This window comes from Hymenobacter polaris (genome assembly GCF_012927305.1).
Taxonomy (GTDB): Bacteria; Bacteroidota; Bacteroidia; order Cytophagales; family Hymenobacteraceae; genus Hymenobacter; species Hymenobacter polaris.
This window is the reverse complement of record NZ_JABBGH010000001.1, coordinates 601,696-620,630: the sequence shown is the minus strand read 5'-3', so window position 1 is coordinate 620,630 and position 18,935 is coordinate 601,696. Positions and strand designations below refer to the sequence as shown.

Below are 18,935 nucleotides of genomic sequence, written 5' to 3'. Positions count from 1 at the left end.
GCAATAAGCCTACTAGGCTTCGCTGGCCTATTAATCACTAAATACTAATCCTTACTCCTTATCACCTGCCATTCTGTCACGGGGGTTGTATCTTTGTTGGTACCCCTGGCCTGGTGCGGCGGGGTTTCGTTGCTATGTCCCAGCCCCTGATTACGTTAGATTTTTTAGATAAAGCGCCCACTGCCGAGGCCCTCCCGGCCGACGTGCGCGTGAGTGCGCCCACCCGCACCGGCGGCGGGCGTAAGCTGTATATTGAGAGCTACGGCTGTCAGATGAATTTCTCGGATTCTGAGATTGTGTCCAGCATCCTGGCCGCCGAGGGCTTTGATACGACCGACGATTTGGCGGGCGCTGACCTGGTGCTGCTCAACACCTGCTCCATTCGCGAGAAGGCGGAGCAGACGGTGCGCATGCGCCTCAAACAAATCAACTCGCACAAGAAGCGCAAGCCCGACATGCTGGTGGGCGTGCTCGGCTGCATGGCCGAGCGCCTGAAAAGCAAGTTCTTGGAAGAAGAAAAAATCGTGGACCTCGTGGTGGGCCCCGACGCCTACCGCGACCTGCCTCAGCTTATCAGCCGGGTAGATGGCGGCCAGAAAGCGGTGAACGTGCTGCTGAGCCGCGAGGAAACCTACGCCGACATCACGCCGGTGCGCCTGAACTCGAATGGCGTGACGGCTTTCATCAGCATCATGCGCGGCTGCGACAACATGTGCTCGTTCTGCGTGGTGCCCTTCACCCGTGGGCGCGAGCGCAGCCGCGACGCCCACAGCATCGTGCGCGAAGCCAGCGAGCTATTTGCGTCTGGCTACAAAGAAGTTACCCTCCTAGGGCAGAACGTGGACTCGTACAAGTGGGCGAGCGAAGACGGCCAGGAGCGCGTCAATTTTGCCCAGTTGCTCGAGCGCGTGGCCCTGGTGAGCCCCGGCTTGCGGGTGCGCTTCTCCACCTCGCACCCCAAGGATATTACCGACGAGGTGCTGCACACGATGGCGCGCCACGAAAACATATGCAAGTACATCCACCTGCCCGCCCAGAGCGGCAATTCGCGGGTGCTGGAACTGATGAACCGCACCTACGACCGGCCTTGGTACGAAGAGCGCGTGCAAGCCATCCGCCGCATTCTGGGCGAGGACTGCGCCATCTCGACCGATATGATTGCCGGCTTCTGCTCGGAAACCGAGGCGGAGCACCAGGATACATTGAGCCTCATCGACTTCGCGCAGTACGACATGGGCTACAACTTCTTCTATTCGGAGCGCCCCGGCACGCTGGCTGCCCGCAAGCTGGCCGACGATATTCCGCTGGAAACCAAGAAGCGCCGCTTGCAGGAAATTATCGACCGCCAGCAGCTGCACGCCCGCGCCCGCTACGCCCGCATGGTGGGCCGCGTGCACAAGGTGCTGGTAGAGAACACGTCTAAGCGCTCGCAGGAGCACCTCAGCGGCCGCAACAGCCAAAACCAGGTCGTCATCTTCCCAAAGCAAAACTTCGTCAAAGGCGACTACGTGAATGTGTTCGTGACCAGCACAACCGGCGGGGCGCTACTGGGCGAGGCAGTTTAGGTAGTTATTCGTTGTGAAAGCGCAAAAGACTCCATGGAAAAAGAAGAAAATTAAGTCCTTTTCTTTTTCCAGCCTTTTGAGCATCATACTTATACTCACTGTTTTCGGGTACTTCGCTTATTTACTCAGTACAGGAGCCATTAGACAGAAGCAATTGGAGGCAAAAAGCATTATTACTCAAGCTGTGGTCATAGACAAGAAAAATTACTTCGGAAATAGCCCCGTTTCTCAAGAATTTTCTTACTCCTATGAGTTTGTAGTAGACGGCAAAAAATATACTGGTAATACTCGCGACTCCAAGTGCAGGATTGGCGATATTGTCAAAATAAAATATGTGCCTACCAATCCAGCTTTTAATGTCAAACTGGATTAATAGCTAGTTAAGAACTTGACAAATCAAGAGATTCAAAGTATCAAGCAGCGTTTCGGTATCATCGGCAATGCGCCGGCGCTGAACTACGCCATTCAGGTGGCTAGCCAGGTGGCACCCACCGATATGACCGTGCTCATCACCGGCGAGAGCGGGTCGGGCAAGGAATCCTTTTCCAAGATTATCCACGCCCTGTCGCCGCGCAAGCATGGGCAGTTCATCGCCATCAACTGCGGCGCCATCCCGGAGGGCACCATCGACTCAGAGCTGTTTGGACACGAAAAAGGGGCTTTTACGGGTGCCAACGACGCGCGCAAGGGCTACTTTGAGGTGACGGACGGCGGCACCATCTTCCTAGATGAGATTGCCGAAATGCCCCTAGGCACCCAGGCCCGCCTGCTGCGCGTGCTCGAAAACGGCGAGTTTATCCGCGTCGGCAGCAGCAAGGTGCAGAAAACCGACGTGCGCGTGGTGGCCGCTACCAACGTGAACTTGCTGGACCGGGTGCAGGCCGGCAAGTTTCGCGAAGACTTGTACTACCGCCTCAATACGGTGCCCATCACGGTGCCACCGCTGCGCGACCGGGGCGATGATATCTACCTGCTGTTCCGCAAGTTCACGGCCGATTTTTCGGAGAAGCACCGCGTCAAGCCCATCAGCCTCACGCCCGACGCGGTGCGGCTGCTCACGCGCTTTCGGTTTCCGGGCAATATCCGGCAGCTCAAGAACATAGCCGAGCAGATTTCGGTGCTGGAGCTGGACCGCGAGGTGGACGCCGCCCGCCTGGCCCACTACCTGCCCGCCGCCCAAACCTCGCAGCTGCCGGCGTTGCTGCCCGGCCACGGCCAGGGCGGCGATGGCAGCGGCGCCGGCAGCTTCGGCTCGTATTCGGAGCGCGACATCTTGTACCGGCTGCTCTTTGATATGCGCCGCGACATGACGGACCTCAAGAAGGTGGTGCTGGAACTGGCCACCGGCACCCGCGCCGCCAGCCCCGATGCCCAGGAGCTGCTGCGCCAAAACAGCCACTTGTTCAGCAACTTAGGTGAGACCTCGCCCTACCCTAGCCCCGACGGTGCCGCCGAAGGCAACGGCTACTACCTGCCACCGCCTGCCCCGCTGCGCGTAGACGTATCGGCTGGCAACTACGCCGACGAGGACGAAGACGCGGTGCCCACCGAGGACATTACGCACGAAACCGAAGAGGAAACGTTATCGCTGGACGCCATCGAGAAAGAGATGATTTTGAAGGCGCTTAAAAAGCACCACAACAAGCGCAAGTACGCGGCCCAGGACCTGGGCATTTCGGAGCGCACCCTGTACCGCAAGCTCAAGCAATATGATTTGGAATCGGCCTAACGCACTGCTAGCCTGGCTATTGGCGCTGCCTTTGCTTTTGCTGGGGGGGTGCGGCGTGTACTCGTTTAACGGCACCAACATCGACCCGTCGGTAAAAACCATTTCTATCCAAACCTTCCAGAACAACGCGCCTAACGCCCCGGCGGCCCTTTCGCAGCGCTTTACGGAAGACATCAAGGACTATTTTCAGCGCAACACGACGCTGAAACTGGTGCCGCGCGACGGCGACCTGCAATTCGATGGGACTATCGCGGCCTACGACTTCTCGCCGGCGGCTATTCAGCAGAGCGGCCAGGCCAGCGGCCTGCCCAGCGCCGGCGTCAATCGCCTGGTTATTCAGGTGCAGTTGCGCTTCACCAATACCAAGGATAGCAAGCAGGACTTCGAGCAAACCTTCCAAAGTCAGAAGGACTTCCCATCGACCCAGGATTTAGCTTCCGTAAACAACGACCCAACCTCGCTGCGGGAAGTGACGCGCAACATCATCACCGACATGTTCAACAAGTCGGTAGCTAATTGGTAGTTATCGCGCTGGTGCTATCCGCCAGCCCGGCCCTAGGCCCCCACGCACCTGGCTAAAGCCGCCGCCCGGCAGCGGGGGGCAGCGGCTGACTTTGCTGCCAGCACCGTATTCTTGCCGGTTGAATACGCTTCTGCCCTAATCCGGCGCTTCCTTTTGCTTCTTCCCATGACCCGCGCTACGCTCCTGCGCCTGCTTGCCCACTCTACCGCCCTTAACGGGGCCGATGTGCGCGCGCTGGAAGAGCTAGCCGAGGCCTTTCCGTACTGCCAAACGGCCCACCTGCTGCTGGCCAAGGCCGCCCACGACCAGGGCTCAATGCTGGCCGACCAGCGCTTGCGCCGGGCCGCTACCTACGCCGCCGACCGCGCCCTGCTGCGCCAGCTCATCGAAGCAGCTCCGGTGGAAGAGTTGGCCGCCGCCCTTCCGGCTACGACTAGCGCGGCCGAATACGCTGGTAGTCAAGACGGCGCCGAGTTCGAGGCGGTGCCGCATACGCCAACTCCTGCCGCGGCACCGCTGCCCGCACCCTTACTGCTGGAAGACAAACCGGCGCAGGAAATCAACCCCGCCCCTAGCCCCTACGTGGCCGAGGAGGCCGTTACCGAGCAGGCCGCGCCGCTCGCAGCCGCCGCCCCGCTTGAGTTAGTTGAACTGCCCGCGCCTGACTCCGCTTTCCATGAGTTGCCCCCCCTAGGGCTGCCGGTGGCGGCCCAGGAGCCAGCCACGGCGGCACCGGTGGCTGACCCTTCCGACCCCAGCCTCGACGCGGCTACTTTACCGGCGGCCAGTACGGAAGCAGCCGTACCAACTGAGGCCGAGCCGGTCCACCCCGCCCCAACCGCCGAACTGCCCACCGCTGCCCCGGCTCCCGCGCTATCGGACGCGGCGGCTGAGCCTGCTTTGCCCGCCAGCGAAGAAATAGCTGACCCAGCAATAGTTAGCCCAACGGCCCTAGCCGACACCGATAGCTTCGGCGCAGATGGAGCCGGGGCGCCGGACCTAGGGGACGAGTTGCCACCGCAGGCTCCCCCCATTCGGCCGCCGGCCGAGGCGGAAGCCGCGCAGCACGAGTTTGGCCTTGGCCCCGCCGAGCCGACCGAGATAACCGCCTATCAACTGCCGGAGCTTGAGCTAGCCATTACAATACCCCTTAGCCCAGCCGACGCGACCCCGCGCCTACCTCCTTTTGGTGGCGTGGCAGAGGTAGCCTATGCGCCCGGCGAGGGTAGCCGCCTGGGCTACTGCTTGGTACCGGTCACCCTAGGCCTTGCCGACGAGGTCCCGGCCTCCCTGATGCCCGCGGCTATTCTGCCCCCAACCGGTGAGTTCTTCGCCCCCGACGCCTCGGTGCTGGCGCACATTGCCACGCAGCCCGCGCCCAGCACCAGCAGCACTACCGACCTTATTAACAGCTTTTTGCAGCGCAAGCCCAGCCAGCCGCGCCGCCGCGCCCAGCCGCCACCCAAAACCGGCGAGCAGGCCGACTTGTCGGTGCGCAGTACCCGCGCCGCACCCGATTTGGCGTCCGAAAGCCTGGCTAAAATCTTAACCCAACAAGGTAAAATAGAGCAGGCCATCGCAATTTATGAACGCCTAATGGTGAAAAACCCGGAGAAATTAGCGTACTTTGCAGCCCAAATTGACTTACTACGCCCCTAGGCCCAGCTTTTTCTACGACTCATGTTTACGTTCCTGATTATTCTGATGCTGCTGGTGAGCTTTCTGCTGGCGCTCGTGGTGCTGGCCCAAAACCCCAAGGGTGGCGGTATCAGCAGCCAGTTTGGTGCGGGTGGCGCAGCTAACCTGATGGGCGTGAAGCGTACCGGCGACTTGCTGGAGAAGCTAACCTGGGGCTTTGCTATTGCCTTGATGGTGCTCTCGCTGGCCACCCATATGCTGGGCCAGGGCAGCAGCGATGCCGTGCGCAGCATCAACCAGCAGCGCGCGCAGCAAACCCGCTCGGCCGCCCCCGTCCAAGCACCCGTTACCCCTCCAGCTGGTAGCGCCCCAGCCCCAGCTAATCCGGCTAAGTAGGTTTAGCATTTTAAGTTAAGAATAAAGCCAGCGGCCCCCGCTCCTTTCGGAGCGGGGGCCGCTGGCTTTACGGGCAAGGTGGCATGGCCGCCCGCAACTCGCTACCTTTGCCCGCCAATTGGGCGCCCTAGCCTGCCAAAGCGGCCCGAATAGCGCCTATTCTGGCAGAGTTTGGCGCCTTGGCACATTTCGTGTCACCCGCTACTGGCAGCAATGCTGGTTGCAGTTTTTTCGTTTACCCAAAACATTCTTCCCACATTTTTTTAAGCAATGGCACTGAGCATTAAACCGCTGGCCGACCGCGTAGTCGTGAAAGCCGCCGCCGCCGAATCGACCACCAAGTCCGGCATCATCATCCCCGACACCGCGAAGGAGAAGCCTCAGCGCGGCGAAGTGGTGGCCGTAGGCGCCGGCAAAACGGCCGATAATGGCACCGCCATCAAGCCCGAGGTACAGGTAGGCGACCAGGTGCTGTATGGCAAGTGGAGCGGCACCGAAATCACCATCGACGGCGAGGACTACCTCATTATGCAGGAGAAGGACATCTTCGCTGTTCTCTAAGCTAACCGTTATTTTAATGTGGTAGGCCTAAATGAGGTAGTAATCTGCGAGTTGCGCGCAAGCTTTTTAATTAAGCTATTCCGCTGATTCTCGCATCTCACCCCTAATCCGTCTATCACACCTCCCCTCTTCTTTTAACACTCTCACTTAACCACCCAAATGGCTAAGAACATTCAATTCGACACCGATGGCCGTGACCGCCTGAAGCGTGGCGTAGACAAGCTGGCAAACGCCGTTAAAGTAACCCTCGGCCCGAAAGGCCGCAACGTTATCATTGACAAGAAGTTCGGTGCCCCGAGCATCACCAAGGACGGGGTAACGGTAGCTAAAGAGATTGAGCTGCGCGACCCCATCGAAAACATGGGCGCCCAACTGGTTAAAGAGGTAGCTAGCAAGACGGCCGACCAGGCCGGCGACGGCACCACCACCGCCACCGTGCTGGCCCAGGCCATTTACACGGCCGGCTCGAAGAACGTGGCCGCCGGGGCTAACCCGATGGACCTGAAGCGCGGCATCGACAAGGCCGTGCAGGCTGTGGTAGCTAACCTGAAAGAGCAGTCGAAGCCGATTGGCAGCAGCGCCGAAATTGCTCAAGTAGGTACCATCTCGGCCAACAACGACGCCGAGATTGGCAAGATGATTGCCGATGCCATGGATAAAGTTGGTAAAGAAGGCGTTATCACCGTAGAGGAAGCCCGCGGCACCGAAACTGAAGTAAAAACGGTGGAAGGCATGCAGTTCGACCGCGGCTACCTGTCGCCCTACTTCGTGACCAACGCCGAGAAGATGGAGACGGAGTTTGACAACCCCTACATTCTCATCTACGACAAGAAGGTGAGCACTATGAAGGAGTTGCTGCCCGTGCTCGAGCAAGTGCTCCAGACCGGCAAGCCCCTGCTCATCATCTCGGAAGACGTGGACGGTGAGGCCCTAGCCACCCTGGTGGTGAACAAGCTGCGCGGCTCGCTGAAAATTGCGGCCGTGAAGGCTCCCGGCTTCGGCGACCGCCGCAAGGCCATGCTGGAAGACATTGCTACCCTGACGGGCGGTACGGTTATTTCGGAAGAGCGCGGCTACAAGCTGGAGAACGCTACCCTGGAATACCTGGGCCAGGCCGAGAAAATCATCGTGGATAAAGACAACACGACGATTGTGAACGGCAAGGGCCAGAAGGAAGACATCACGAGCCGCATCAACCAGATTAAGGCGCAGATGGAAACTACCACGTCGGACTACGACAAGGAGAAGCTGCAGGAGCGCTTGGCTAAGCTGAGCGGCGGCGTAGCCATCCTCTACATCGGTGCTAGCACCGAGGTGGAAATGAAGGAAAAGAAAGACCGCGTGGACGATGCCCTGCACGCCACCCGAGCCGCCGTTGAGGAAGGCGTGGTGCCCGGCGGTGGCGTAGCCCTGGTGCGCGCCCTCGACTCGCTCGATGCTATCGACACCCTGAACGGTGACGAGCGCACCGGCGTGAACATCATCCGCACGGCCCTGGAGGCTCCGCTGCGTACCATCGTGGCCAACGCTGGTGGCGAAGGCTCGGTAGTGGTGCAGAAAGTGCGTGACGGCAAAGGCGACTACGGCTACAACGCCCGCGAGGACAAGTACGAGAACCTAACGGCCGCTGGCATCATCGACCCAACCAAGGTAACCCGCCTGGCCCTCGAAAACGCTGCTTCTATCGCTGGCCTGCTACTGACGACCGAAGCCGTGATTTCGGACGAGCCCGAGCCTAAGGAGGCAAGCGCCGGCCACGGTGATGGTGGCATGGGCGGTATGGGTGGCATGGGCGGCATGATGTAAACCGCAGATTTAACGGATTTAACTGATTTCGTGGATACGCCGCTTCGCGTCTGACTACGCAGGATGTTAGATTTGTTGGTAATAACTTAAAGCCCCGTCGCGCGTTGCGCGGCGGGGCTTTTTGTGCGTGCAGTGGGTCGCTGTTGCTACAAAAAAGCCCGCCGCACCCAGGTGGTACGGCGGGTTTTTCGCGAAACCAGGTAAATCCGTTACATCTGTGGCTCTACTTCCCGAGCCTTCATAATAGCAATGAGCTTGGGGCTGATAACGAGTAGGATGGCGGCGGCGACGGCGGCCGAAACCACGAAAATCAGGAAGAAGTCGTAGAGGTTGTCGATGTGGAAGCCCAGTAGCACGGGCTTGGGGGCGGTGGAGGTGGGGTCGGGGTAGAGGCTGCTCATGTAGCCGGCCAGGTAGTTGGCGCCCGCGTTGGCCAGAAACCACACGCCCATCAGCAGGGAAGCGAACTTGGCGGGGGCCAGCTTATTGACCAGCGAGAGGCCAATGGGCGACAGAAATAGCTCACCGTAGGAGTGGAAGAAGTACATGGCCACTAGGAAGAACATACTCACCTTCACGCCTGGCTGCAAGTTATTCACTCCGAAGCACATAACGAGGTAGCCCACCGCCAACAGGGCTAGCCCTAGGGCCATCTTGACGGGCGAAGGCGGCTCGAGGCCGCGCTTGCCCAGGGCTGTCCACACCAGGGCCATGATGGGGGCGCCCGTGACCACGAAGAAGGCGTTGAGGTTTTGGAACAAGCTCGGGGGCAGCTCGTGGCCGAAGATGGTGCGGTCCATGCTGTCTTTGGCGAAGAACGTGAGCGAGGCCGGGGCCTGCTCGAAAGCCGCCCAGAAGAACACCACGAAGAACGACACCACAAAAATGACCAGTACGCCCTGCAAGTCGGATGCAGTGAGCGACTTATCGGTGAAGATGAGCAGGGCGATGCCCACCACGGCCAGGCCCAGCAGCGGGGCAATAACTGGAAGCTTGGCCGAGTCGAGGTAAAGGATGCCCAGCACCAGCACCAGCAGCACTGGAAGCAGCGCGAACAGGCCATTGACCAGCGTGGAGCCGGCTGGCGTCTCGCCCACGGGGCGGCCGTCGGGGGTGTGCAGGTATCTGCCCTTGCCCCAGTTGAAAATGACGGTACCTAGGGTCATGGCGAGGCCACAGGCCAGGAAAGCCCAGCGAAAGTCGTTGGGGCGGCCAGTGTCGCCCACGGTGCTGGTGATGGTATTGCCGATGAGCGAGCCGAGGTTGATGCCCAGGTAGAAAATGGTATAGGCCGCGTCCTTCCGCTTATCGTCGGGCCGGTACAGCGTGCCCACCATGCTGGAGATATTGGGCTTGAAGAAGCCGTTGCCCACAATCATGGCCCCTAGGCCCAGGTAGAGCAGCCAGTGGCTAAGGGGGTGGTCCTGGATGCTGCCGTAGTTGCTAGCCGAGAAAAAGAGGGTAAACTGCCCCAGCGCCATCAGCAACCCGCCCGTGAGGATGGAGCGCCGGTTGCCCCAGTAGCGGTCGGAGATGTAGGCGCCGATAAGCGGCGTGAGGTAGATTAAGCTGGTGTAGCCGCCATAGAACTTCGATGCGAACGCCTTGTCCATCCGCATGGCATCGATGAGGAAGAGCACCAGCACGGCCCGCATCCCGTAGTAGCTGAAGCGCTCCCACATTTCGGTGGCGAAGAGCAGGTACAGACCCCTAGGGTGGCTGGCGGAAGTGGCTTCGAGGTGGGGCGGCGAGTCGTGGATGTCGACGGGCGTAGGATGCATGGGCAGGTAAACGGGGAGGAAGAAAGATTATTAGGCGCCCCGCCCGCAAGGGGGGACGGGTAAAGCTAAGCATGGTTTGGGGGAATAGCGAACGGACTGCCTCCCCCAGCGGCCAGCATCCCCCAGGGTGGCTTGCGATGCTCCTGGCGCCGCCTACCTACCCGTGCGCCCACCGCCTATGCCTGCCAGCTTACCAGCGCCAGTGGTGGCCTAGGTCCTCTATGGGCCACCAGGTATTTACCATCTGCTTCTGCTTGGTAAGTAATGACCTACGGCTACGCGTTGAAACTAGTGGCTGAAGTAGCACCGCCCGGCAGCCGGCAGGCCCTAGCTACTGGCGCTCGGCCGGAATCACGCGCAAGCCCAGTAAGGTTCCGGGCCGCTTCGGATGAAACAGGGGCACAATGAGGTAGCTAGGGGCATCCGCGCGCAAGGTAGCCCGGTGCATGAGGCTGTCTTCGTGGCGGCCGAAGAGAAGCAGGTCGTTGACGTGGCGGCTATGGATGTTGTAGCTAGCCATTAGCAGCAGGCCCCCAGTCCGAAACACCATAACGGAATCGGTGGGCTGCGGCGCCAGGTTATCGTAGAGGGCCAAGTCGGTAAAAATCGAGGGTAGCGGCTGGGCCGGCCCTAGGCGCTGCCGCAGCTCTTCGATGGACTTGCCCAGTAGCACCGGCACATTGGTTGTCGGCTTGATTTCGGGGCGCAGGTGGCCCGCTTCGGGGCCGTGCTGCGTCGGCTCGTGGGCGCCCGAGCAGCTACCTGCCAGCCACCCACCCCCGGCCAGGCCCGCCGCCAGCAGCCAGCCGCGCGTACTGCGCACCAAAGACGGAACGGCCATAATGCTTAGTCGGCCGAGGTGGCCTTGGTAGGTTGGCTCACCATGCTGCGCAGGTGGTGGCGCACCACCAGGGCAATGGAGGCGTAGGAATCTTCGATGTGGGTGAGGGCTTCCTGCGGCGACATCCAGCGCACTTCCTCAATGTACTCCTCGGTTTGCGGGCGCATCACCGAGTCGTCGAGGCAGCGCATGACGTACCAGCTGGTCTTCTTGAGCATCTTATTGCCTTTATAAGCATAAGAATGCCAGGTGCTTGGCAGCTTTTCGCCTAGCTCTACTTTAATATTACACTCTTCCTCCACCTCGCGCACGGCCCCTAGGGTTACTTCTTCGTTGCGCTCGAGCTTACCCTTGGGTAAGTCCCACTTGCCCAGGCGGTAAATCATCAGCACCTGCCCGTTTTTTACAACCAGGCCGCCCGCCGCTTTGGCAATTTTGAACTGGTCTTTAAGGTGTAGAATGAGGTACTTTTTTTTCTTGGCCAGCAGAGTGAGCGAATCCAGCTTTTTCAGCTTTTTCACTTCCATCAGGCGCAGCACGCGGTCCAGAAAAGCTGGCGTCGCGTCGCGCACCAGCACGTCGCCCACCAGGTCTTTGCTGGTAAACTCCGTGTCGGCAGCCAGCACCAAGTCGTACTTGTGCTTGTATACCTTATCGCTGGTTTTCTTGATAATCAGCGGTATATCGTTGATGAATACGTTCATCGGAAAGATTCTCGGGTGAAAAGTCGTAGCTGCCGCCCCGCGACCACGCAACTACCCGCGCCGAGGGCGGGCCGCTGCGCAAGATACGGGGCGGCCGCGTTTTCGGCTGAGTTGGGGCGCGGGTTGCATCTTTGCGGCGCTATGACGCGTATTGGCTTGCTTTCAGATACCCACGGCTACTTCGACCAGCGCGTGGCGCACCACCTACACGGGCTAGACGAAATCTGGCACGCGGGTGATTTTGGCTCCAACGAGCTGATTTTGGATTTGGTAGCGCTGGCTCCTACTTTTCGGGGGGTGTATGGCAACATCGACGGGGGCGATATTCGCTGCACCGAGCCCCTGGTGCAGGACTTCGAGGTGGAAGGGCTGCGCGTGGTGATGACGCACATTGGCGGCTACCCCGGCCACTACGCCCCCGCCGCCCAGCAGCTGCTGGCCCAAACCAAGCCGGGCCTCTTCGTATGCGGCCACTCGCACATTTTGCGCGTCATGCCCGACACGAAGCGCAATTTGCTGGTGCTTAACCCCGGCGCGGCGGGGCGCCACGGCTTTCATAAGGTGCGCACCATGCTGCGCTTTGGCATCGACCGCGGCAAGGTGGTGGACATGCAAGTGGTGGAGCTAGGCCCCCGCACCACGGCGCTCGACGTGGGCGCCTAGCCCAGGCCCCTAGGCCCGCGGCCACAAAAAAGCCTTCCGGCTGCGGCAGCGGAAGGCTTTTGTGGGAGCTAGGCAGTGGCCTTACAGCTCAATCTCGGGCTTGGGGTGCTCGCCGGGCTGGCCGTCGGGGTTCACTGGCTTGGTTACGGCCTCCGCTTCGTCAAAGCCCACGGTCCCGGTTTGGTTTACCTTGGCTTCTTCGTTTTTGGCGGGCTCGGCAGCGGGCTCCTCGGCAGGAGCGGCGGCCGGTTCGGGCTTCTCGGCAGTGTTCAGCACCTGCTTAGTACCCTCTACTACGTTGTGGGCGGCCTGCTGGGCGGCTTCGAAGGCGGCGCTGTGCGTCACGGCATCAACGGCCTGGGTGGCTACCTCTTTGGCCTTTTCTACCACGCTGCTGTGGGCTACGGCATCGGCCGCGTCGGTGGCGGCGTGCCGCACGGCTTCGGCGGCGGCTGAGGCGGCGTGGGCTACTTTATCAAGCAGGCCTTCCGGCTTGGCTTCGGCGGGCTGCTGGCTTTGGGCAGCGGGGGCCGCTACGCCAGGCTCAGGCTTTTTTTTTTATCAGCGGCGGCCTCGGGGGCAGCTTGGCCAAAGCGCGACTTCAGCTCGTCCAAATCCACGTTCTTCAACACGGGGGTACGCAGCAAGTCTTTGATTTTCTTGGTTTCGTTGTTGGCACGGGCAATATTCTTGCGGTGCTTACGCTTGAGGCGGGTTACGGACATGAGTACCGGGGCGGTTGAGATTCTGGCAAATGAGGCGCAAAAATACGGCTTTACCTTTGAGTTTCCAAACCTTACTGTGCGCTGCTGGCTTTTGGCTGTTGATGGTTGGCTTTTTAGCCTGGCCGCTTTTGCTTGCTCCTAGCCCCTAGGCAGCTGTTAGCCAACAGCCAATCCTAACCTACCACTCTCCATGATAGACCTGCGCTCCGACACCATTACGCGCCCCACTCCGGCCATGCTGGCCGCCATGCAGGCCGCCCCGGTGGGCGACGATGTGTACGAGGAAGACCCCACCGTGCACCAGCTCGAAACTACGCTGGCGGCCCGCTTCGGCACCGAGGCGGGGCTGTTTTGCCCCTCGGGCACCATGACCAACCAGCTGGCCATCATGGCGCACTGCGCGCCGGTATCGGAGGTGGTGTGCGAGGCTTCGGCCCACGTGTACCTCTGGGAGGTGGGCGGCATCATGCACCACGCCCGCGCCTCGGTGGCGCTGCTGCCCGGCGAGCGGGGCCGCCTCACGGCCGCGCAAATTGCCGGCGCCATTCGGCCCACCGGCAACGTGCATTACCCCACCACTCGGCTGGTATGCCTCGAAAACACCCACAACCGGGGCGGCGGCAGTTGCTACGCGTGGGCCGACCTGCAAGCCATTGCCGCGCTCACCAAGGAAAAAGGCCTGGCCCTGCACCTCGACGGGGCCCGCATTTTTAATGCGCTGGTGGCCACCGGGCAGCGCAGCCAGGACTACGGGCAGCTGTTCGATTCCATCTCGGTATGCCTGAGCAAGGGCCTAGGGGCACCGGTGGGCTCGGTACTGCTGGGCTCGGCCGCGTTTATCGGCGGCTGCCGGCGGCTGCGCAAGCTCATGGGCGGCGGGTGGCGGCAGGCGGGCTACCTGGCCGCCGCCGGCCTGTACGCGCTGGAAAACAACGTGGCCCGCCTGGCCGACGACCACGCCCGCGCGGCCCGCCTGGCCGAGGCGCTGCGGCCCCTGCCCTACGTAGCCGAAATATTGGAGCCGGAAACCAACCTCTTACTTTTCCGGCTTGATGAAAGCCGCCTGACGGTGGCCGACTTCCTGGCCCGGCTGGAGGCGGCTGGCATTCGGGCCAGCGGCTTTGGGGGCAGCTGGGTGCGCTTCGTAACGCACCTCGACGTGGATGATGCCCAGCTAGCGCAAGTCATTACGGCTCTGCGCTAGCGGGGCTGCCCGGCTGCGGCGCCCCTGGGCTGCATAAGCCGCGCCACGACTCTTTGTTTTCTTTGCTATTACCCCATGCCTTTATACGATGCTCTGGCGCTGCTGCTGGTGCTGGCCGCCGCCTTCGCCTACTTCAACCACCGCTGGCTGAAAATGCCGCCCGCCATTGGCCTAATGGTGCTGGGGCTACTGACCTCCCTCAGCCTGGTGGGCCTGGCCCGGCTGGGCGTGCAGCCCGTACTCGACCTAGCCCAGATAGTGGGCAAAATTGATTTTAACGCGCTGGTCATGCAGGTGATGCTGGGCTTTTTGCTTTTCGCCGGCTCCATTCACGTCGATACGGGCCGGCTGGGCAAGCTGGGCTGGTCGGTGGGCACGCTGGCGCTGGTGGGCACCCTGCTTAGCACGGCCTTGGTGGGCGGGGCCATGTACTACCTATTGCCGCTGCTGGGTTTGCCCACCTCCCTCGGCTACTGCCTGGTATTCGGCGCCCTCATCTCGCCCACCGACCCCGTGGCTGTGCTCAGCATCCTGACCAAAGCCCGCCTCAACAAGAACCTGGAAACCAAGATTGTGGGCGAGTCGCTCTTCAACGATGGCGTGGGGGTCGTGCTGTTCGTGGTGCTGCTGGAAATCGCGCAGCTGGGGCCCCGCGAGGTGACGCTAACCCACGCCCTGGCCGTATTTGCCCAGGAGGCCCTAGGGGGCATGGCGCTGGGCGCGGCCCTGGGCCTGGGCACGGCCTGGCTGCTGCGCGCCGTCGATAACTACCAGGTGGAGGTGCTGCTCACGCTGGCCGTGGTGGCTGGGGGCACCGCCCTGGCCCGGCACCTGCACACGTCGGGGCCGCTGGCGATGGTGGTGGCCGGGCTGCTGGTGGGTCACTTCAGCCGCTCGGGGGCCGTTTTCTCGCCCGAGTCGCGCAGCTACGTCGATAAATTCTGGGAGCTGGTGGACGAGGTGCTTAATGCGGTGCTGTTTGTGCTGGTGGGGCTGGAGGCGCTGGTGCTACCCATCACGGGGCGCATTATGGGGGCGGGCGTGGTGGCCATTGCGGTGGTGCTGGCGGCGCGACTGGTGGCCGTATCGTCGTCGCTGGCTATTCTCAAGAGCAGCAAGCTGTTCCGGCCCTCGCAGCACGGCGTGGCCGTGCTCACCTGGGGCGGCCTGCGCGGAGGCTTGTCGGTGGCGCTGGCCCTCGGGCTGCCAGATAGCGCCCCCCGCGAGCTGCTGGTGGGCATTACGTACGTGATTGTCGTGTTTTCTATTATCGGCCAAGGGCTCACCATTGGGCCGCTGGTGCGCCGGCTGGGCGTGGGCAACGCCTCCTCAGACGCGGTCCCTACCCGCGCTACCGCGGCCCCCTAGGCCCTCCCAACTGGCCCTAGGGCACTTGCTACCTTCCCAGTTATGCTATGCAGTATTTTGTACTAGCCGACGTGCACGGCTGCCTGCACACCCTGCGCGAGTTACTAGCGGACTGGCGCCCCGCCGAAGAAGTGCTAGTGCAGCTCGGCGACCTGGTAGACCGCGGCAACTACTCGCCCGAAACCGTGGAGTTGTGCTGCCAGCTCAGCCGCGATTTTCCCGACCGCACCGTGTTTCTGCAGGGCAACCACGACTGGGCCATGGCCGAGCACGTGGGGCCCAGCGGCCCCTACCGCGCCTGGCTGGGCTGGGGCGGCCGGGCCACGCTCGAGCAGTACCGGCGCCACCCCACCCTGCTGGCCGCCCACGCTGCGTGGCTCGGCCGGCGCCCGCTGTTCTACGAAACCGAGCACCTGCTGTTCTCGCACGCGGGCTTTGCCGACGTGCCCAGCCCCACCGACCCGACCAACGGCGAGGGCGTGCTGTGGCGGCGCGGCCCCTTGCAAAACCTGGGCAAGCTGCAGGTAGTGGGCCACACGCCCACCGACGATAATGAGCCGTACTTTGACGTGGCGGCCAACGCCATTTACCTCGATACCGGGGCCGCAATGGGCGGGCACCTCACCGGCCTGCGCCTGAGTGAAACCGGCGAGATACTCGAAGTTGTTGCCGTAGCTACTTATCTCACCGATATATGAGGCCTAGGCGGGGCCCGCTCAGTTTCTGGCCGCGCCCGCTGCCCGCCTAGCCCGTTTTTACCTTGGAAACCCCTTCCTCACCTCCCGAACCCCACTGGCATGCGGCGGCCCTCGCCCACCTCCGCCAGGCCGACCCCATTCTGGCCCACGCCATCGCCAGCGTAAACGGCCCGGTGCGCCCGGCCGCCCACGAAGACCTGTACCTGGCGCTGCTGCGCGCCATTGTCAGCCAGCAGATTTCGGCCAAGGCGGCGGCGGCCATCTGGCGGCGCTTTGCGGCGCTGTTTCGGCCCGATGGCTATCCCGAGCCTAGGGAGGTGCTGCTGCTGAGCGAGGACGAGCTGCGCGAGGCGGGCCTCTCGCGCCAAAAAATTGGCTACATGAAAGCCATTGCCGAGTACCAGGAGCGCGGCTTGCTCGACTATGAGCACCTGAGCCAGCTCGACGCCGAGGCGTTTACCCAACACCTGACCGCCATTCGGGGCGTGGGGCGCTGGACGGCCCAGATGCTACAGATGTTCGCCCTTGACCAGCCCGACGTGTTCAGCGAGGGCGACCTGGGCATTCAGAACGCCATGCGCAAGCACTACCAGCTGGAGGAAACCGGCCGGGCCCTGCAAAAGCGCATGCTGGCTATTGCCGAAAGCTGGCGCCCCTACCGCACCCTGGCTTGCAAGTACCTGTGGCGCTCGCTCGACAACCCGCCGGGCCCCAACCAGGAAATGGGCTGGGAAGGAGCAGGAGTTTAGGAGGGTAAGGGGGGCAGGGGTTTAAGCGGGTATTTTTGCGCTCGACCTACCTTTGGGCAGAGTTTGCGAGCAGCCAACCCCGTCCCAACTCCTACCCCCTTACCCTCCCACCCTCCCCCAATGGCCGACCCCCACGTAGCCGCTAACCCCACGATTTCGAAAACTGACCTGCTGGCCGCCAAAAACCAGGAAGCCCTGCTGGGCGGCGGTGCCCAGCGCATGGAAGCCCAGCACAAAAAAGGCAAGCTGACGGCCCGCGAGCGCCTCGATTTGCTGCTCGACGCGGGCTCGTTCGAGGAAATCGGCAAGTTTGTGATGCACCGCGCCACCGACTTTGGCCTGCACAAGGAGCACTACCTCGGCGACGGCGTGGTGACCGGCTACGGCACCATTGCGGGCCGGCTGGTGTACGTGTTCTCGCAGGATTTCACGGTGTTTGGCGGCTCGCTGAGCGAAACCCACGCCGAGAAAATCGTTAAAATCATGGACCTGGCCCTGCAGAACGGGGCGCCCGTGATTGGCCTTAACGACTCGGGCGGCGCCCGCATTCAGGAGGGCGTGGTGAGCCTGGGGGGCTACGCCGACATCTTTTATAAGAATACCCTGGCCAGCGGCGTGGTGCCGCAGCTCTCGGCCATTATGGGGCCCTGCGCGGGCGGCGCGGTGTATTCGCCGGCCATCACCGACTTTATTCTGATGGTGGAGCACACGAGCTACATGTTCGTGACCGGCCCGAGCGTGGTGAAGACCGTGACCCACGAGGAAGTGACCAGCGAGGAGCTGGGCGGCGCCAGCACCCACTCGGCCAAGAGCGGCGTCACGCACTTCACGGCGGCCAACGAGGTAGTGTGTATCCAGCAGCTCAAGCAGCTACTGAGCTACCTGCCCCAAAACTGCGAGGAAACGGCTTCTAGCCTGCCCTACGCCCTAGGGCAGGACGAGAGCCGCCCGGCGCTCGACACCCTCATCCCCGACAATGCCAACCAGCCCTATGACATGCGCGAGGTGGTGGAAGGCATCGTGGACGCGGGCTCGTTTATGGAAGTGCACGCCGCCTTTGCCGAAAACATTGTGGTGGGTTTTGCCCGCCTAGGGGGCCGCAGCATCGGCATTGTGGGCAACCAGCCGGCGGTGCTGGCGGGCGTGCTCGACATTAATGCCAGCACCAAGGCCGCCCGTTTCGTGCGCTTCTGCGACTCGTTCAATATCCCGCTGCTGGTGCTGGAGGATGTACCCGGCTTTTTGCCCGGCACCGACCAGGAGTGGCGCGGCATCATCACCAACGGCGCCAAGCTGCTTTATGCCTTCTGCGAGGCCACCGTGCCGCGCATCACCGTCATCACCCGCAAGGCCTACGGCGGTGCCTACGACGTGATGAACAGCAAGCACATCGGCGCCGACCTCAACTACGCCTGGCCTTCGGCCGAAATCGCCGTGATGGGCGCCAAGGGCGCGGCCGAAATCATTTTCAAGCGCGAAATTGCCCAGGCCGAGGACCCCGCCGCCAAGCTGCAAGAGAAAGTAGACGACTACCAGCAGAAATTCGCCACGCCCTACCGCGCCGCCCACCGCGGCTTCGTGGACGAGGTAATTATGCCCGCGCAGACCCGCCAAAAGCTTATCCGCGCATTTAAGATGCTGGAAAACAAAGTGGCTACGCTGCCCCGCAAAAAGCACGGGAATATTCCGTTGTAGGCAGCGATGCAGTGTAGCAGCCTCGACCTCACCCTGCACGTGGTGCAACGGCTGTTTAGCCGGCAGATTCCTATTGCTGACGTGCGCTTTGCAGTGGAGCATGGGCAGGAAATCGCCTCTTATCCCACTGATAAGCCCTATCCTAGTGTTCTGCTGCTGGCATTTCCCAACCAGCAGCCGTTGCACGTAGTAGTTGCCTAGAATGCTAGCAACGGCTTATGCGTAGTTATAACCGCCTATCGGCCCGGCCCGCTACGGTGGGACAATACCTTTACCCAAAAAATAACGT

20 protein-coding genes are annotated in these 18,935 nt (G+C 61.8%); 15 read left to right on the top strand and 5 right to left on the bottom strand.

The features are described from left to right. Nucleotides 1–134 precede the first annotated feature (134 nt). The 8 genes from miaB to groL all read left to right on the top strand — a co-directional run bounded on the left by miaB (nucleotide 135) and on the right by groL (nucleotide 8,218). Nucleotides 135–1,565 (top strand): tRNA (N6-isopentenyl adenosine(37)-C2)-methylthiotransferase MiaB, encoded by a 1,431-nt coding sequence (miaB, locus tag HHL22_RS02665; protein ID WP_169529422.1) that lies wholly within the window; start codon nucleotides 135–137, stop codon nucleotides 1,563–1,565. Between the two features lie 13 nt (nucleotides 1,566–1,578). Beyond that, nucleotides 1,579–1,938: a hypothetical protein gene (locus tag HHL22_RS02660; RefSeq protein ID WP_169529421.1), complete on the top strand. Its 360-nt coding sequence runs from the start codon at nucleotides 1,579–1,581 to the stop codon at nucleotides 1,936–1,938. 15 nt (nucleotides 1,939–1,953) lie between these two features. Further along, the gene (locus HHL22_RS02655) at nucleotides 1,954–3,294 is read left to right on the top strand and encodes a sigma-54 interaction domain-containing protein (RefSeq protein ID WP_169529420.1); all 1,341 of its coding nucleotides are present in this window, start codon (nucleotides 1,954–1,956) and stop codon (nucleotides 3,292–3,294) included. Nucleotides 3,295–3,349: 55 nt separating this feature from the next. Then, nucleotides 3,350–3,817, top strand: coding sequence for an LPS assembly lipoprotein LptE (gene lptE / locus HHL22_RS02650; protein WP_169529419.1), 468 nt, complete (start codon nucleotides 3,350–3,352; stop codon nucleotides 3,815–3,817). A gap of 165 nt (nucleotides 3,818–3,982) precedes the next feature. Then, nucleotides 3,983–5,476: a hypothetical protein gene (locus HHL22_RS02645; RefSeq protein ID WP_169529418.1), complete on the top strand. Its 1,494-nt coding sequence runs from the start codon at nucleotides 3,983–3,985 to the stop codon at nucleotides 5,474–5,476. 21 nt (nucleotides 5,477–5,497) lie between these two features. Then, on the top strand, nucleotides 5,498–5,851 hold the full coding sequence (gene secG / locus HHL22_RS02640; protein WP_169529417.1) for a preprotein translocase subunit SecG: 354 nt from the start codon (nucleotides 5,498–5,500) through the stop codon (nucleotides 5,849–5,851). A 270-nt stretch (nucleotides 5,852–6,121) separates the two neighbouring features. Next, complete coding sequence (gene groES, locus HHL22_RS02635) at nucleotides 6,122–6,412, top strand: co-chaperone GroES (protein WP_206680679.1); 291 nt, start codon at nucleotides 6,122–6,124, stop codon at nucleotides 6,410–6,412. 159 nt (nucleotides 6,413–6,571) lie between these two features. Next, on the top strand, nucleotides 6,572–8,218 hold the full coding sequence (groL, locus tag HHL22_RS02630) for a chaperonin GroEL (RefSeq protein ID WP_169529416.1): 1,647 nt from the start codon (nucleotides 6,572–6,574) through the stop codon (nucleotides 8,216–8,218). A 209-nt stretch (nucleotides 8,219–8,427) separates the two neighbouring features. On the opposite strand, the gene HHL22_RS02625 is transcribed toward groL, so the two are convergent. The 3 genes from HHL22_RS02625 to HHL22_RS02615 all read right to left on the bottom strand — a co-directional run bounded on the left by HHL22_RS02625 (nucleotide 8,428) and on the right by HHL22_RS02615 (nucleotide 11,544). Beyond that, nucleotides 8,428–9,999, bottom strand: a complete 1,572-nt coding sequence (locus HHL22_RS02625) for a peptide MFS transporter (RefSeq protein ID WP_169529415.1) — start codon at nucleotides 9,997–9,999, stop codon at nucleotides 8,428–8,430. A 331-nt stretch (nucleotides 10,000–10,330) separates the two neighbouring features. Further along, complete coding sequence (locus tag HHL22_RS02620; RefSeq protein ID WP_169529414.1) at nucleotides 10,331–10,840, bottom strand: hypothetical protein; 510 nt, start codon at nucleotides 10,838–10,840, stop codon at nucleotides 10,331–10,333. Nucleotides 10,841–10,845: 5 nt separating this feature from the next. Further along, complete coding sequence (locus tag HHL22_RS02615) at nucleotides 10,846–11,544, bottom strand: NUDIX hydrolase (protein WP_169529413.1); 699 nt, start codon at nucleotides 11,542–11,544, stop codon at nucleotides 10,846–10,848. A 141-nt stretch (nucleotides 11,545–11,685) separates the two neighbouring features. On the opposite strand from HHL22_RS02615, the gene HHL22_RS02610 reads away from it, so the two are divergent. Continuing rightward, nucleotides 11,686–12,207, top strand: a complete 522-nt coding sequence (locus HHL22_RS02610) for a metallophosphoesterase family protein (protein WP_169529412.1) — start codon at nucleotides 11,686–11,688, stop codon at nucleotides 12,205–12,207. Nucleotides 12,208–12,288: 81 nt separating this feature from the next. Here HHL22_RS02610 and HHL22_RS02605 read toward each other — a convergent pair whose 3' ends face one another. Both HHL22_RS02605 and HHL22_RS02600 read right to left on the bottom strand, forming a co-directional pair. Continuing rightward, entirely contained in the window at nucleotides 12,289–12,645 is a 357-nt protein-coding gene (locus tag HHL22_RS02605; protein ID WP_169529411.1) for a hypothetical protein, read from the bottom strand. A 95-nt stretch (nucleotides 12,646–12,740) separates the two neighbouring features. After that, on the bottom strand, nucleotides 12,741–12,932 hold the full coding sequence (locus HHL22_RS02600) for a hypothetical protein (protein ID WP_169529410.1): 192 nt from the start codon (nucleotides 12,930–12,932) through the stop codon (nucleotides 12,741–12,743). Between the two features lie 190 nt (nucleotides 12,933–13,122). On the opposite strand from HHL22_RS02600, the gene HHL22_RS02595 reads away from it, so the two are divergent. From HHL22_RS02595 to HHL22_RS02570, 6 genes are all read left to right on the top strand, one after another. Beyond that, nucleotides 13,123–14,136 (top strand): threonine aldolase family protein, encoded by a 1,014-nt coding sequence (locus HHL22_RS02595; RefSeq protein ID WP_169529409.1) that lies wholly within the window; start codon nucleotides 13,123–13,125, stop codon nucleotides 14,134–14,136. 75 nt (nucleotides 14,137–14,211) lie between these two features. Next, complete coding sequence (locus HHL22_RS02590; protein WP_169529408.1) at nucleotides 14,212–15,504, top strand: cation:proton antiporter; 1,293 nt, start codon at nucleotides 14,212–14,214, stop codon at nucleotides 15,502–15,504. A 47-nt stretch (nucleotides 15,505–15,551) separates the two neighbouring features. Beyond that, on the top strand, nucleotides 15,552–16,202 hold the full coding sequence (locus HHL22_RS02585; protein WP_169529407.1) for a metallophosphoesterase: 651 nt from the start codon (nucleotides 15,552–15,554) through the stop codon (nucleotides 16,200–16,202). A 62-nt stretch (nucleotides 16,203–16,264) separates the two neighbouring features. Then, on the top strand, nucleotides 16,265–16,951 hold the full coding sequence (locus tag HHL22_RS02580; RefSeq protein WP_169529406.1) for a DNA-3-methyladenine glycosylase family protein: 687 nt from the start codon (nucleotides 16,265–16,267) through the stop codon (nucleotides 16,949–16,951). Nucleotides 16,952–17,071: 120 nt separating this feature from the next. Continuing rightward, a complete protein-coding gene (locus HHL22_RS02575) occupies nucleotides 17,072–18,646 on the top strand; it encodes an acyl-CoA carboxylase subunit beta (protein ID WP_169529405.1) in 1,575 nt (524 codons plus the stop codon). 6 nt (nucleotides 18,647–18,652) lie between these two features. Then, nucleotides 18,653–18,847: a DUF4258 domain-containing protein gene (locus tag HHL22_RS02570; RefSeq protein ID WP_169529404.1), complete on the top strand. Its 195-nt coding sequence runs from the start codon at nucleotides 18,653–18,655 to the stop codon at nucleotides 18,845–18,847. The last annotated feature ends 88 nt before the right edge of the window (nucleotides 18,848–18,935 follow it).

Bases quoted from the DNA above. Each gene is read 5' to 3' on its own strand.
- HHL22_RS02585 (WP_169529407.1), top strand. From the start codon at position 15,552: ATGCAGTATTTTGTACTAGCCGACGTGCACGGCTGCCTGCACACCCTG.
- HHL22_RS02615 (WP_169529413.1), bottom strand. From the start codon at position 11,544: ATGAACGTATTCATCAACGATATACCGCTGATTATCAAGAAAACCAGC.
- HHL22_RS02625 (WP_169529415.1), bottom strand. From the start codon at position 9,999: ATGCATCCTACGCCCGTCGACATCCACGACTCGCCGCCCCACCTCGAA.
- HHL22_RS02595 (WP_169529409.1), top strand. From the start codon at position 13,123: ATGATAGACCTGCGCTCCGACACCATTACGCGCCCCACTCCGGCCATG.
- HHL22_RS02600 (WP_169529410.1), bottom strand. From the start codon at position 12,932: ATGTCCGTAACCCGCCTCAAGCGTAAGCACCGCAAGAATATTGCCCGT.
- groES (WP_206680679.1), top strand. From the start codon at position 6,122: ATGGCACTGAGCATTAAACCGCTGGCCGACCGCGTAGTCGTGAAAGCC.
- miaB (WP_169529422.1), top strand. From the start codon at position 135: ATGTCCCAGCCCCTGATTACGTTAGATTTTTTAGATAAAGCGCCCACT.
- groL (WP_169529416.1), top strand. From the start codon at position 6,572: ATGGCTAAGAACATTCAATTCGACACCGATGGCCGTGACCGCCTGAAG.
- HHL22_RS02645 (WP_169529418.1), top strand. From the start codon at position 3,983: ATGACCCGCGCTACGCTCCTGCGCCTGCTTGCCCACTCTACCGCCCTT.
- HHL22_RS02570 (WP_169529404.1), top strand. From the start codon at position 18,653: ATGCAGTGTAGCAGCCTCGACCTCACCCTGCACGTGGTGCAACGGCTG.
- secG (WP_169529417.1), top strand. From the start codon at position 5,498: ATGTTTACGTTCCTGATTATTCTGATGCTGCTGGTGAGCTTTCTGCTG.
- HHL22_RS02575 (WP_169529405.1), top strand. From the start codon at position 17,072: ATGGCCGACCCCCACGTAGCCGCTAACCCCACGATTTCGAAAACTGAC.
- HHL22_RS02620 (WP_169529414.1), bottom strand. From the start codon at position 10,840: ATGGCCGTTCCGTCTTTGGTGCGCAGTACGCGCGGCTGGCTGCTGGCG.
- HHL22_RS02590 (WP_169529408.1), top strand. From the start codon at position 14,212: ATGCCTTTATACGATGCTCTGGCGCTGCTGCTGGTGCTGGCCGCCGCC.
- HHL22_RS02610 (WP_169529412.1), top strand. From the start codon at position 11,686: ATGACGCGTATTGGCTTGCTTTCAGATACCCACGGCTACTTCGACCAG.